The organism is Serratia sp. AR11 (assembly GCF_056376275.1).
This window is the reverse complement of the sequence record NZ_CM150739.1, coordinates 2,662,153-2,675,741: the sequence shown is the minus strand read 5'-3', so window position 1 is coordinate 2,675,741 and position 13,589 is coordinate 2,662,153. Positions and strand designations below refer to the sequence as shown.

Genomic DNA, 13,589 nt, shown 5'->3' with positions numbered 1-13,589 from the left:
CGCTCAGTCTGCTGTTGGCATCCACAGCAGACTGCGCAAAAACAACATAATCAACCGGCCGGAGGGATCAGCCCCCCCACGGGTACGTTGCAAAGCCAGCCCGTGCGCCATCGCCATGAATGCCGCCGCCAGCTCATGGGGTTCCGCGGGCGGCGTCTTACCCACCTGCTGAAACAGCGAGGCTATCACCACGCCAATTTTTGCCTGATGAGTATCCCAGACCCTTTGATACTCGATGGCGAAGGCCGGGCTGCGCTGCGCATGCAGTTGCAGCTCTATCGACAGCATGCACCAGTCCACCTCCAGATTCAGGGTCGCCGACCAGGTCTCCAGCGCCGCAACGACCTGCTCCGGACTGCCCATATCACTCTGGGTCAGGCGGGTGAGCTGTGCCGCCTCGGTTTCCATATGCCGCTGCAACAGTTGCAACAGCAGATCCTCCTTGGAGGCGAAATTGGAATAGAACGCCCCCTGTGAATAGCCAGCCTCGCTGGCAATATCACGGATCGAAGTGCCGCCATAACCGCCGACAATAAATAATTGGCGAGCGGTTTCAATCAGCCGTTCTCTGGTCTGATGTTGGCTCTCCTCACGGGTTAATCGTTTTTTGATCGTTTTCATCTGTATCAACTTTACGCGGATTGTCACTACTCTATAAGCATTCAAGATATCACTTGATATTTTAAACCTCTACCACTAGATTTGGATATCACTTGAACTTTGAAATTCACTTAAGATGTTAATCATGATGAAAATAGAAACGGCATTTGTCACCGGCGCAACCGGTTTGCTCGGTAATAATCTGGTGCGTGAGTTGATCTCTCGGGGTGTCAGGGTCAAAGCTCTGGTTCGTTCCACGGAAAAAGGTCACCAGCAGTTCGGGGGGATCGAAGGCGTTGAATTAATCGCAGGCGATATGACTGACGTCGCCGCCTTCGCTGAACACCTGCAAGGCTGCGACATCTTGTTCCATACCGCGGCCTACTTCCGTGATAATTACAAGGGCGGTAGCCATTGGCCGAAGCTGAAAGCCATCAACGTCGAGGGTACCAGACATCTGCTGGAACAGGCTTACCATGCAGGGTTACGTCGTTTTATCCATACCTCATCTATCGCCGTGCTCAACGGCAAACCGGGCCAGTCGATCGATGAAACCTGTTTACGGCGGCCCGAAGACGCCGATGATTACTACCGCAGTAAAATACTGGCGGATGACGTGGTTTTGGAATTCCTGCGGCAGCATCCGGAAATGAACGGCAGCCTGATCTTGCCGGGCTGGATGTGGGGGCCGGGCGATCTTGGCCCCACCTCTTCCGGTCAGTTGGCCAATGACGTGATGCAGGGGAAATTACCGGGACTGGTGACCGGCAGTTTTTCTGTGGTCGATGCACGAGATGTGGCAATAGCCATGATACTGGCGGCAGAGCGAGGCCAAGGAGGTGAACGTTATTTGGCCGCAGGGCAACACATGACCATGCACCAGTTGGTCCCCATGCTGGGGGATATTGCCGGTGTCAAAACCCCCACCCGCACGTTACCACTGCCGTTACTCTACCTGCTGGCGACGCTACAGGAGGCCTACGCCCGCCTCAGTGGCAAACCGGTGTTGCTCAGCCTGGCCACGGTGCGTCTGATGGTAAAAGAGGCCAACCGTTCTCATTTCAATCACGCCAAAAGTGAACGTGACCTGGGGCTGACATTCCGACCACTGGAACAAACGCTTCAGGATACCGTTGCCTGGCTGCGTAATAACAGGCCAACCTAATCCCCCGGCCAAGGGGAAACAGGGTTCCCCAGCCGTTGTCAGTTACGCCGTCTGCGATTCCACATAGCCCAGGGCCGAGCGCAATGTGGTTTCGTTAAGCGCCAGCGGCAGCAGATGAATCGACTCTCCCGCTTGCAGGGTACGCTCAATCAACCGTTTGATTTGCTCCTCGTCGTGAATATCCACCTGCAGGGCAGCCAGACTCACTGGCAAATCCAGACGGTGATAAAGTGCTTTCAACTGCGCCACGGTTTCCGTCTGCCCCAACAACGCGCTTTGCACCAAAATGCCATACGCGACTTTGGTGCCATGCAGGAAGGCATCGGTCTGCGGCAATGCGGTCAGGCCGTTATGCACCGAATGCGCCGCGGCGATGCGGGTATAACGATCGCCCAGTCCGCCCACCAAACCGCCGCCGGCAATAATCGCCTCCAGCACATTAAGGAAAGCCTGACTCGATTGCCCTTCTGCCTGGGCTTTTAGCGCCGCTTCGCTTTCGTTGAGCAATACATCGCGCAGCGTCAGCGCGGTATTAAGACCCAGCTGGACGGTGAGCGGCAAACGTTCCGGTTGTGGACTGAGTACCACGGCTTCATACCATTTCGCCAGGGTGTCGCCGATACCGGCCAGCAAATACTCTTTTGGCGCACGCAGGATAATTTCCGGCTCCACCAACACCAGATGATTGGCATCGTCGAAAATCTCATAGCGCAGGGCCTGCCCCTGATCGTTATACCAGACCGAAAGCGGCGTCCAGGCGGCACAGGTCGCGGCAATGGTCGGGATCGTCACCAACGGCAACCCCAGCCGACGCGCCACCACCTTGGCGGTGTCCAGCACCGCACCGCCACCAACGCCAATCACCACCTGCCGGTCTGTTCCCGCCTGACGCACGATGTCTTGTACCGTGCTTTCACTGCAGTGGCTGTTAAACAACACCCGACGGGCATCGACGGCATCAAACACCGCCGGCAGCCAGGGTTTGGCCGCGGCCAGCGCACGTTCGCCATACACCCACAGCGCGTTGTTCAGCTGTTGCGGGGAATAAAATTGCGTCAGTTGGTCAATGGCCCCGGGGTAAGCAAAATAGTTGGCGGGGCCGGCGACCACGCGAATGTGGCTATCACTCATGTTCAAGTCCTTATTTTGTCTGATCTTGCCATCATAAAGGCGAGTTTAGCGTTGCCTAATACTCTTTAGCATTAGCTTATGATTTTTCGTTCATTGTCATCCGTTCAGCCCGCGTGGAAACTGACGGCTTCAATTCATTCTTTGAATAAACAACCATCCCAATGGTGACGATGAATTGTCCTCCCGTTTTTTAATGATGCTTAACCATGCAGGGTAAAACTTAATGAAACTGTTCAACACCTCATTACTGGCGTTAAGCCTGTTCGCCGTGTTTCCCGCGTTCTCCGCCTCAACAACCGCCCCCGTCCCGGCGGCGATCGCCAATCATCAGGGGCCAATCCGCATCGCGGTGATCCGCAATCTGGGTTCAGACGACAATACCACGCAGTTTGTCTCCGGGGCGGTGCAGGAAGGCCGCAAATTGGGTTTCCAGGTCAATACCTTCCTGACCAACGGTGACGACGCCAAGTTCCAGGATTTCGTTAATCAGGCGATCAGCCAGAAGTACGACGGCATTATTCTGTCCCAGGGGCGCGATCCCTATTCCACCGCCCTGCTGAAACGCATTGCCGACAGCGGCATTGCGGTTGCGGCCTTTGATACCGCAGTACAGGGCGAGATCCCAGGCGTTACCGTCAGCCAACAGGATGATGCTTCGTTGACCGATCTTTCATTCGGCCAACTGGTGAAAGACTTCGACGGCAAAGCCAATATCGTCAAGCTATGGGTGGCGGGTTTCCCACCGATGGAGCGGCGTCAGGCGCAGTATCAGAAACTGCTGAAAGATCAGCCCGGCATCAAAGAGCTGGAGTCAATCGGCGCGGTATCCTCCGACGTACAAGGCGACACGGCCAACAAGATCGGCGCTATTCTGGCCAAATATCCAAAGGGTAAAATCGACGCTATCTGGGGAACCTGGGATGCCTTCAGCCAGGGGGCTTATAAAGCCCTGCAGGAAAATGGCCGCACCGAAATCAAACTTTACAGCATTGATATTTCGAACCAGGATTTGGCGCTAATGCGTGCCAAGGGCAGCGCCTGGAAACTCAGTGTGGCCGTAGATCCCAAGCTGATTGGCGCCGTTAACCTGCGTTTGGTCGCCAATAAGATTGCCGGTGAGAAAACCCCGGCAACCTATGAATTTAAAGCCGCCGCCATCCCGCAAGACCTGTTGCTCAGCCACCCGGAGGCCACCAATGTCGCTTCTTTGGTAAAAGTCATTCCTGGCTGGGGCAAATCGGACGATTTTATTGCGCCGTGGTTCGCCACGCTTGAAGCGCAACAGGCTAAAAAATAAGGAGCGGTGATAATGGCATCGCCAGCGCTTCCCCAACCCGAATACAGCCGCAACATGCGGCTGATCGGTCACAGCGATCAGGGCGGTAAGCCTGACGGTGTGCAGGTTATGGTTCACCGAGGCTATGCCTATGTCGGGCATATGGTTTCGCAGGGGTTTTCTATTATCGACGTGCGTGACGTGAAAAATCCGCGCGCTGCCGGTTTTTTCCCCGCGCCACCGGGCACCTGGAACGTACATTTGCAGGCGCATGATGATTTGTTGCTGGTGATCAACGCCCGCGATCTGTTTGCCGACACCCGTTTTGCCGATGAAAAGGTCTACTACACCCGAGCCATCAGCCAGACGGTGTCAGGCAATGATGCCCGCGGCTGGAGTGCCGGGGTGCGCATTTTCGATATTTCAACGCCGGACCAGCCGCAAGAGATCGGTTTTTTGGCGCTGGAGGGGATCGGTGTCCACCGCATCTGGTATGTCGGTGGCCGCTGGGCCTATGTTTCCGCCCTGATTGACGGCTACAGCGATTACATTTTTCTGACCGTCGATTTGGCCGATCCACGTAACCCGCAGATCGCTGGACGCTGGTGGCTGCCAGGCATGCACAGCGCCGGGGGTGAAACGCCCAACTGGCCGGAAGGCAAACGCTACGCCCTGCACCATGCGATTATCAGCGGCGACACCGCCTATGCCAGTTGGCGTGACGGTGGGTTAACCCTGTTGGACATTAACGATCGCAGCCAACCGCAGTTAATTGCCCATCGCAACTGGAGTCCGCCGTTTGGCGGCGGCACCCACACCGCACTACCGCTGCCGGATCGGGATCTGCTGGTGGTACTGGATGAGGCGGTACTCGACAATCAGCAGGACGGCGAAAAGCTGATTTGGCTGTTTGATATTCGCCAACCGGCCAACCCGGTGAGCATCGCCACTTTTCCGCAACCGGATGAACGCGACTATGTCAGTAAAGGCGCGCACTTCGGCCCGCATAATCTGCATGAGAATCGCCCCGGCAGCTTTGTCAGCTCAACGCTAATTTTCGCAACCTACCAAAATGCCGGAGTCCGCGCCTACGACATCAGCAACCCGTATCAGCCAAAAGAAACCGGCGCGTTGGTGCCCGCTGCACCGGAAAGGATGATGGATAAACGCCCTGACCGACCACGGGTGATCCAGTCCTGCGACGTGTTTGTCGACGCACAAGGGATTATCTACAGCACGGATTACAACGGCGGTTTGTCGATTATCGAATATTTGGGTTGAATACATTTCGTTGCCGCCAGGGTTAAAACAACGCCCGGTCACGCCAGATGGCGGCCCCGCCGCACGTTGATCCATATCGCCTACCGGGGTGACCTGCTGTAATCAGCGTCGCGTTTAATGGCGGCACGGCTCCTGATAGTCATTACCAGCGCAATGGCCACCAATACGCCAGCCGCCAGATAGGTCACTCGCATGCCATTGGATATCGCCTCGGCGGTCGCCAATTTGATATCGTCGGCGTTCGCCGCCAGCATAAACAACGCGCCCATGGCGGAAGCACCGGTGATCAAACCCAGATTGCGTGAGAGATTGATCATGCCGGAGATCACTCCGCGCTGCTCAGGGGCCGCATGCTTCATCAGCGCGGTATTATTGGCCACCTGAAATAGCGAGTAACCCAGGGTAATCAGGCAAAGAGGGGCCACGTAGCCGAAAACACCCTGCCTGATTGACATCATCGACATTACTCCCGCGCCGACGACCATGATCGCCAGCCCCACGGCAGTTGTTCTTGCCGCTCCCAGGCGATCAACCAGTCGGCCGGCAGGCACACCGAACAAAGCGGCCACCAGCGGCCCGGCTGACATCGCCAACCCGGCCTGTCCCACCGTCAAGCCCAAACCGCGCGTCAGGTAAAACGGCCCCACTACCATCGACGTCATCATCACCGTCATCACCAGTGCGCTCATCATTAAGCCACGGCTCAGCCCTGGCTGGCGGAACAGTGCCGGCTGTATCAAAGGCGATGCCGTGGTATTTTCCAGCCGCACAAACAGTCCGATCCCCAGCCCCGCGCACAGCAACAACAGCAAATTGATGGCACCGAAATTACCATGCCCCAGCGTCATCGACAGTGCATAGCAGGCCAGTGTCACACCAAGCAGCAAAGTGCCGGGTAAATCAAACCTGCCGCTCTCCGATTGCGGTTGCGGCCGACCGTGCGGCAGATAACGGTAAGCCAGCAGCAAGGCCAGCAGGCCCAGCGGAAAGGTAACCAAAAACACCGCACGCCAGCCAAAGCCAAAAATCAATGCGCCGCCAAGCGAAGGGCCCAGCGCCGTGCCAATCGCCGACATGCTGCCAAGCAGCCCCATGGCACGGCCGGTATTTTCTTTCCCCAACGTCTCACCGACCAGCGCCATGGTCATCGCCATCATCACTGCCGCTCCCAGCCCTTGTGCAATACGGGCGGAGAGCAGCAGCCAGATATCAGGTGCCATGGCACAGAGTGCGGAAGCGACGCTGAACAGGCCAATCCCCAGCAGCAGCAGGCGACGTCGGCCAATGCGGTCTCCCAGACGCCCGACCGCGATGATAGAGGTGGTAATGGTCAGCAGATAGACGATCATTACCCACTGCACCGCCTGAAACGAGGTGTTAAACGCCAGCGCCAGCGAGGGCAAACCGATGTTGGCAATACTGGCACCCAGTGAGGAAACCAGCATGGACAAGGAAAGGCTGGCGAGGATCCCACCGATATGGGGGCTGGGGGCGGTATGCTGAGTAATTGGCTTCATAGTCTGACTCCTGAAAGAACCTGTCAGTAGCCTATGCCAGCCAATAACCTGGCGGAAGGCGCAGCATATGCAGTTTATTAGTGCATGCTACGCCATATCACTGTTTGTACTGGGCAGCATTAAGCAGCAAACCTCAAAACCGGATCAGGCAGATGATGGGCAATACCCTCAAGGAGACAATATGAACATGGACCTGCTGTTTGATGATCTGTCAGTACGCGCGGTGCAATACAATGCCCGCAACTCGGTAGAGGATTTTGACGCCTGCATGACGCAATACGCGACGCTGGCTACCCAGGCCAAGGCGCAAACGCCGGGGATTTATGACATCCACTACGGCATGGGCATTGCCGAACGTCTGGATCTGTTCCCGGCCGCCAACCAGCCTGCGCCACTGTTGGTCTTTATTCACGGTGGATATTGGCACTCCCAACGCAAGGAAGAAGCCTGCTCGATGGCCGCCAGCTTCACCCGCCACGGCGTAGCGGTGGCCACGCTGGAATATACCCTGCAGCCGGAAGCCACACTGGCGGAAATCGTTCGTGAGGTGCGCAGCGCGATAGCCTGGCTTTATCACCATGCCGGCCAATATGGCATCGATCCCGATCGTATTTTTGTCAGTGGCAGCTCGGCGGGCGGCCACCTGAGCGGCATGCTGATCGCCGATGACTGGCAGCATCTTTATCAGGTGCCGGTCAATGTGATTAAAGGGGCGCTGGCGCTCAGTGGCTTGTACGATATTCGCCCGCTGTGTGATATCTACGTGAATGACTGGATGCGTCTGACGTCAGAACAGGCGGCAATGCTCAGCCCGCTATTTATGCTGCCGGAAAAGGCCAATGCGCCGCAGATCCTGCTCGACGTAGGAGCCAAAGAAACCCAGGGCTTTAAAAACCAGACGCTGGCCTACTACGCCGCCTGCCGCGAAAAAGGGCTTAATGTCACGCTGCTGGAAGACCGACACTGCAACCATTTCACCCTGGTGAACGAGTTGGCTAATTCTGACAGTGCCATGTTCAAACGCGTCATGGCGATGATTATGTAACGCCGCCCAAACGGCAGAATAGCGCCCGGCTATTCTGCCAAGGTCATTTTATTAAGATCAATTGCGCCTTTGCTATGCACAAAATTGACTAAGGCGAAGGCAACTCCGTATTGCTTCGCTTTCTCTGGGCTACCTGCTCCCTTTCATATTCCATTTGGAAATATGAAAGTCCCGTTCGTTCTTTCGGCCCCCGCAAAATCGCCACACAATGAAGTCTGAATTGCAGTCCCATGCATAACCGCATAAAAAATCAGGTTTTATATCTTGTCATCGCTCATAACCGCTCAATTTGCCCGACTGGTGCTGGATAGCCGGCCCGAAGCCTCCGCCCTGCTGGCCGCCCGTGTTGGGTTGATGGATTATTTCGCCTGCGCATTGCCTATCGCCCAGGGCGCAATCACCGACAGCGGGCTGGCGGCGGTGAAAACGGTATTCCCACCTGTCGGGCCAGAGAACCGCGCGCTGTATTTTGGCTATGTCAGCCACTCGCTGGATTTTGATGATTATCACCCCGCGCTACGCGGTCACCCGACCACGGTGGTGCTGTCTGCGCTGTTAGCGCTGACCGGCGATACCCCGGACGTTAATGCGCTGCTGAGTGCCTATGCCGTCGGCGTTGAAGCCGCCGGGCGACTGGGGCTGGCTGCGGGAAGCCAGCATTATCAGTTGGGTTTTCACAGCACCGCCACCCTGGGCGCGGTGGCCGCCAGTGCGGCTGCGGCGCGTTATTTACAACTGACACCACAACAAACCCAGATCGCACTCGGGCTGGCCGCCACCCAGGCCGCCGGGTTGCGCAGCCAGTTTGGTTCGGCCGCCAAACCGCTGCATGCGGGACTGGCGGCACGCGCGGCGGTAAATGCGGTGCTGCTGGCTCAGGCGGGTTTTATCGGTCAGTCGGAAGGCGTGATAGACAGCCTGTTGCACTCGCACGGTGACGGACGGCAGCGGCCGGAACTGCTGACCGCCGACTGGGGCGTCCCCTGGCGCATTCTGCAACCGGGCCTGGAGTTTAAACGCTACCCGACCTGCGGCGGTACCCACAGCGCCGCCGAAGCGGCATTCATCCTGCGTGAGCGCCTGCTCGAACAAGGCATTACCGCCGCCGATATCCCCGCGGCAATCCGCCACATTCAGGTCAGTTTTCCACCTGGTGCCGATACCGCGCCCTATATTCGTCGCCCGTCAAACGGGGTCGAAGCGCGTTTCAGCCTGGAGTATGTCATTGCCGATGCGCTGTACAGCGGTAGCGTGCCGCTGATGCACTATGGCGAAAACCCGGTTGATCCGCTGATTGCTGCACTGGCGGCGCGGGTTGAGCGCCACGCCGACCTGACGGCTCCACCGGATGAACTGGATGCAGAGTTACGCTTCCACCGCGTGACCTTAACCCTGCATGACGGCCGCCAGTTAAGTGACATTGTCACAAGAAAGCAAACTGCCGCCCGCCAAACCGACGTCAACGCCAAGCTGCGCAGCATTCTGCAACTGTTGCCGCATCTGGACAGTGACCGCGTGATCGGCGACTGCGCCTTAGCGCAGCCCGAGGCGCTGCTCCGTTTAATCAAATTATTAAATCAATAATAAATATAGGAATAATTATGAGTACTTCACCTTCAACACCATCGCGTCAATTACGTCTCGGCCTGTTTGTTCAGGCGCTGGGCCACCACGTCGGCGGCTGGCGTGCCGCCGGTGCCAATGGGTCTCCTACGGACATTGACTGGTTCACCTGGATCGCTCAAAAGGCCGAAGAAGGCACCTTTGACATGTTCTTCGTCGGCGATGCGCTGGCAACCAGCGTACACCGTTTGCCCTCTACGATGTCGCGCCTGGAGCCGCTGACACTGTTGGCTGCGCTGGCGGTGAATACCAGTCATATCGGGCTGGCGGCCACCGCCTCCACCACCTTCGATCAACCCTTCCATCTGGCACGCGCCATGGCCTCCATCGACCATATCAGCCACGGCCGTGCCGCCTGGAACGTGGTGACCTCATTCTCCAGCGATGCCGCTCGCAACTTCAGCCGTGACGATCTGCCCTCACACGCCGAGCGCTATGAAGTGGCACGCGAGTTCCTGGAGGCCAGCTACAAACTGTGGGACGGCTGGGAAGAAGATGCCATCGTGCGTGACAAAGAAAACGGTGTGTACGCCATTGACGATAAAATTCATGCCGCCAATCACAAGGGCAAACATTTCTCGGTACAGGGGCCGCTGAATATTTCACGATCTCCGCAGGGCCGCCCGGTGATTATCGAAGCCGGCTCCTCACCGGCCGGGCAGCAGTTGGCGGCAGAAACCGCCGAGGTGGTGTTTACCGCCGCCGCCACGCTGGAAGAAGGCCAGGCTTTCTACCGCAGCCAGAAGAAGTTTGTCGCCGATGCCGGTCGCAACCCGGATCACTTGCTGATCCTGCCGGGCGTGATGCCGATCATCGGCCGTACCAAGGCCGAAGCGCAGGAAACCTGGTATCAACTCAATCAGTTGGTGGATATCGATAACGGCATCGAACAACTTTCTGCTCGTTTTGGCTTCGATTTGAGCGGCTTGCCGCTTGACGGCCCGGTGCCGGACGTTGGCGCGACCGAAGGCGGCCAAAGCCGGGTGAAACTGCTGACCGATCTGGCAGCGCGTGAAAACCTGACGCTGCGTGAACTGGCTGCCGTGGCCGCCGGTTCTCGCGGGCATCGCGTGGTGGTGGGCACCGCCGAAGAGATAGCCGATGACTTCCAACTGTGGCTGGAACAGCAAGGCGCCGACGGCTTTAACATTATGCCTGCGGTGCTGCCGAACCAATTGGAACTGTTCGTCGAACTGGTGATCCCGGAGCTGCGCCGCCGTGGCCTGTTCCGCGAAGAATATCAGTATGCAACCCTGCGTGAAAACCTGGGCCTGCCGCAACCGGCAATCAACTTCGCCAACGTTAAATCGGCTTAATTCGCAGGGGAACATCATGAAAATCACCATTAAACGCACCGCTCTGTCCCTGCTGCTGGCCTCCGCTGCACTGGCACCGCTGGCCAACGGCTTCGCCGCCGAAGGCGATGTGCCCTTCCGTGCCGCCGTGAAAGCCAGCGCCGATCCGGCGCTGCACGACAGCCTGCCTGAAGCCATCAAAAAGGCCGGTTACATTGTGGCAGGCACCAACCCGAATACCCCACCCACCACCTTCTACGAAGCGGATAACAAAACGCTGGCCGGTCGTGAAATTGATGTGATGAGCGCGATTGCCGATCGCCTGGGCGTGGCCATTCACTGGAAAGATACCGGCGGTTTCGACAATATCATTCCCGGCCTGAAATCCGGCCGCTATGACGTGGCGCTGGCCAATATCGATGCCAACAAAAAACGCTTCCAACAGGTTGATTTTGTCGGCTATTACAACGCCTCCAAACTGGCACTGATTGCCCGTAAAGATGCGGCACTGGGGCCATATACCGATCTGGCGCAGCTTTGTGGCCAGACCGTCGGTGCGGGTGCAGGCACTTCGCAAATCACCCGTTTGCAGCAGGCCAGCGAACAATGCGTCAGCGGCGGCAAACCGGCCATTACCATTCCGATTTTCCCAGACCGCCCGGCCGGGGTTCAGGCGGTGATCAGCGGCCGGGTGCCGATGTTCTTCGGCCCTTATGAAGGCTTGCGTTACCAGGCGACCCACGTTAAACCGCTGGCGCTGGCCGGTGATATCAACATTGAAGGCACTACGGTGGCCATCGCCTTGCCGAAAGGCTCCGAACTGGTGAAACCGGTACAGGCGGCGCTGAACTCGCTGATTGCCGATGGCAGCTATCAGAAAATCCTCGACGGCTGGGATATCGGTTTTGGCGCGGTGAAAACCGCCGGTATTAATGAAGAGATCGCAAAATGAGTGGGCAATACCCTACCGATGATGCCGAGCTGCGCATTGTCGGTCATCGGCATTACGGCCGCTGGTTCAGCGCACTGCTGGTGCTGCTGATCGTTGGCATTATCGCCCATTCGATGCTGCATAACCCGCGTTTCGAATGGGCCGTGGTGGCGGAAAACTTCACCGAAGAGTCGATTATCAACGGCGTGATCATGACGCTGAAGCTGACGGTGATTTCAGTGATCTTCGGCTTCGCCGGCGGCGTGCTGCTGGCACTGATGCGCCTGTCTGCTAATCCGGTACTGGTGGCGGTGAGCTGGTTCTATACCTGGTTCTTCCGCGCGGTACCGATGCTGGTGCAGCTTTTCCTGTGGTACAACATCGCCGCGCTCTATCCGCGCATCAGCCTGTGGATCCCATTCCTTGGGGAAGTTGCCAGCGCGCCGACCAATACCATTATCAGCACCTTCAGCGCGGCGGTGATCGCATTGGTAATGCATCAATCGGCTTACGCGGCAGAAATTGTGCGCGCAGGTATCCAAAGCGTCGGCAGCGGTCAGTTGGAAGCCGCCAAGGCCCTGGGCTATCGCCGTGGGCAAATCCTGTGGCGGGTGGTTTTGCCGCAGGCGATGCGCACTATTTTGCCACCGGCCGGTAATGAGGTGATCGGGCAGCTTAAAACTACCGCGGTAGTGTCGGTGATCGCCCTGCAGGACGTGCTGTATTCGGCGCAGATCATCTACCAGCGCACCTACGAAGTCATTCCGCTGCTGCTGGTGGCCACGCTGTGGTATCTGGTGATGACCTCAATTTTGTCGATCGGCCAGCACTACGTTGAACGCTACTTTGGTCGAGGCAGCCAGGCCAGCCGCAGCAACTGGTTGTTTCGCCGCCGCAAGGCACCGGTTGGCCAGTCACAGGGAGCTGAATCATGAGCGCTGCCATTCACATTAATCAGGTTCGCAAGTCCTTCTCCGGCACCGAAGTGTTGAAGAATATCAGCCTGCAGATCCCGGCCGGCTCGGTCACGGTGATCCTTGGCCCTTCCGGCTCGGGTAAATCAACCTTGCTGCGCTGCATCAACCACCTGGAGAAACTCGATGGCGGCACCATTCGCGTAGGCGAACAGCTCATCGGCTATCGCCAGAAAGGCAATCACCTGTATGAACTGAAGGAGCGTGAAGTCGCCGAACAGCGTAAAAGCATCGGCATGGTGTTCCAGCAGTTCAACCTGTTCCCCCACCGCACGGTGCTGGAAAACGTGACGGAAGCCCCGCTGCTGGTTAAAAAGGAAAAGAAAACCGTGGTGCTGGAGCGCGCAAAAGCATTGCTGACCCGCGTCGGGCTGGAACATCGCATTCACGCCTGGCCACGCGAGCTTTCCGGTGGTCAGCAACAGCGGGTAGCGATTGCCCGCGCGCTGGCGATGAACCCGGAGGTACTGTTATTCGATGAGCCAACCTCTGCACTCGATCCCGAACTGGTAGGTGAAGTGTTGCAGGTGATGAAAGGCCTGACACATTCCGGCATGACCATGGTGGTAGTGACGCACGAAATCGGCTTTGCGCGCGAAGTGGCGGATCAAATCATCTTTATGGATCAAGGGAAAGTGGTGGAAACGGGGACGGCACAGCAGGTGCTGGATGCACCACAGCACCAAAGAACGCGGGACTTCCTGGCAACGGTACTCTAAAACTGCATCGGGGGCATTGCGCCCCCGATCAT

Annotated in this window: 12 protein-coding genes; 9 read left to right on the top strand and 3 right to left on the bottom strand. The window is 57.5% G+C overall.

Translation table 11 applies throughout. The annotated features are described in order from the left end of the window. Positions 1-3: 3 nt before the first annotated feature. Entirely contained in the window at positions 4-621 is a 618-nt protein-coding gene (locus tag ACSOSI_RS12735) for a TetR/AcrR family transcriptional regulator (protein ID WP_476707205.1), read from the bottom strand. Between the two features lie 124 nt (positions 622-745). Here ACSOSI_RS12735 and ACSOSI_RS12730 point away from each other — a divergent pair, with 124 nt between their 5' ends. Then, complete coding sequence (locus tag ACSOSI_RS12730; protein WP_476707204.1) at positions 746-1,765, top strand: SDR family oxidoreductase; 1,020 nt, start codon at positions 746-748, stop codon at positions 1,763-1,765. 42 nt (positions 1,766-1,807) lie between these two features. On the opposite strand, the gene ACSOSI_RS12725 is transcribed toward ACSOSI_RS12730, so the two are convergent. After that, positions 1,808-2,896: an oxidoreductase gene (locus ACSOSI_RS12725; protein ID WP_476707203.1), complete on the bottom strand. Its 1,089-nt coding sequence runs from the start codon at positions 2,894-2,896 to the stop codon at positions 1,808-1,810. 223 nt (positions 2,897-3,119) lie between these two features. On the opposite strand from ACSOSI_RS12725, the gene ACSOSI_RS12720 reads away from it, so the two are divergent. Continuing rightward, positions 3,120-4,193 carry a sugar ABC transporter substrate-binding protein gene (locus ACSOSI_RS12720; protein WP_017892798.1) on the top strand — a complete coding sequence of 358 codons (1,074 nt, stop codon included), beginning with the start codon at positions 3,120-3,122 and terminating at the stop codon, positions 4,191-4,193. 12 nt (positions 4,194-4,205) lie between these two features. After that, the gene (locus ACSOSI_RS12715; protein ID WP_112363389.1) at positions 4,206-5,453 is read left to right on the top strand and encodes an LVIVD repeat-containing protein; all 1,248 of its coding nucleotides are present in this window, start codon (positions 4,206-4,208) and stop codon (positions 5,451-5,453) included. A gap of 80 nt (positions 5,454-5,533) precedes the next feature. On the opposite strand, the gene ACSOSI_RS12710 is transcribed toward ACSOSI_RS12715, so the two are convergent. Next, the gene (locus tag ACSOSI_RS12710) at positions 5,534-6,970 is read right to left on the bottom strand and encodes an MFS transporter (RefSeq protein WP_476707202.1); all 1,437 of its coding nucleotides are present in this window, start codon (positions 6,968-6,970) and stop codon (positions 5,534-5,536) included. A 181-nt stretch (positions 6,971-7,151) separates the two neighbouring features. On the opposite strand from ACSOSI_RS12710, the gene ACSOSI_RS12705 reads away from it, so the two are divergent. The 6 genes from ACSOSI_RS12705 (at position 7,152) to ACSOSI_RS12680 (ending at position 13,557) form a co-directional block, all read left to right on the top strand. Further along, positions 7,152-8,015, top strand: coding sequence for an alpha/beta hydrolase (locus tag ACSOSI_RS12705; protein ID WP_476707201.1), 864 nt, complete (start codon positions 7,152-7,154; stop codon positions 8,013-8,015). 264 nt (positions 8,016-8,279) lie between these two features. Next, positions 8,280-9,599 (top strand): MmgE/PrpD family protein, encoded by a 1,320-nt coding sequence (locus ACSOSI_RS12700; RefSeq protein WP_476707200.1) that lies wholly within the window; start codon positions 8,280-8,282, stop codon positions 9,597-9,599. Between the two features lie 17 nt (positions 9,600-9,616). Then, positions 9,617-10,954, top strand: coding sequence for an LLM class flavin-dependent oxidoreductase (locus ACSOSI_RS12695; protein WP_476707199.1), 1,338 nt, complete (start codon positions 9,617-9,619; stop codon positions 10,952-10,954). A 16-nt stretch (positions 10,955-10,970) separates the two neighbouring features. Next, positions 10,971-11,885 carry an ABC transporter substrate-binding protein gene (locus ACSOSI_RS12690; protein WP_261128934.1) on the top strand — a complete coding sequence of 305 codons (915 nt, stop codon included), beginning with the start codon at positions 10,971-10,973 and terminating at the stop codon, positions 11,883-11,885. After that, on the top strand, positions 11,882-12,799 hold the full coding sequence (locus tag ACSOSI_RS12685) for an amino acid ABC transporter permease (protein WP_476707198.1): 918 nt from the start codon (positions 11,882-11,884) through the stop codon (positions 12,797-12,799). Before ACSOSI_RS12690 ends, ACSOSI_RS12685 begins: the two co-directional genes overlap by 4 nt. Next, entirely contained in the window at positions 12,796-13,557 is a 762-nt protein-coding gene (locus ACSOSI_RS12680; protein ID WP_012145089.1) for an amino acid ABC transporter ATP-binding protein, read from the top strand. Before ACSOSI_RS12685 ends, ACSOSI_RS12680 begins: the two co-directional genes overlap by 4 nt. Positions 13,558-13,589 lie beyond the last annotated feature (32 nt).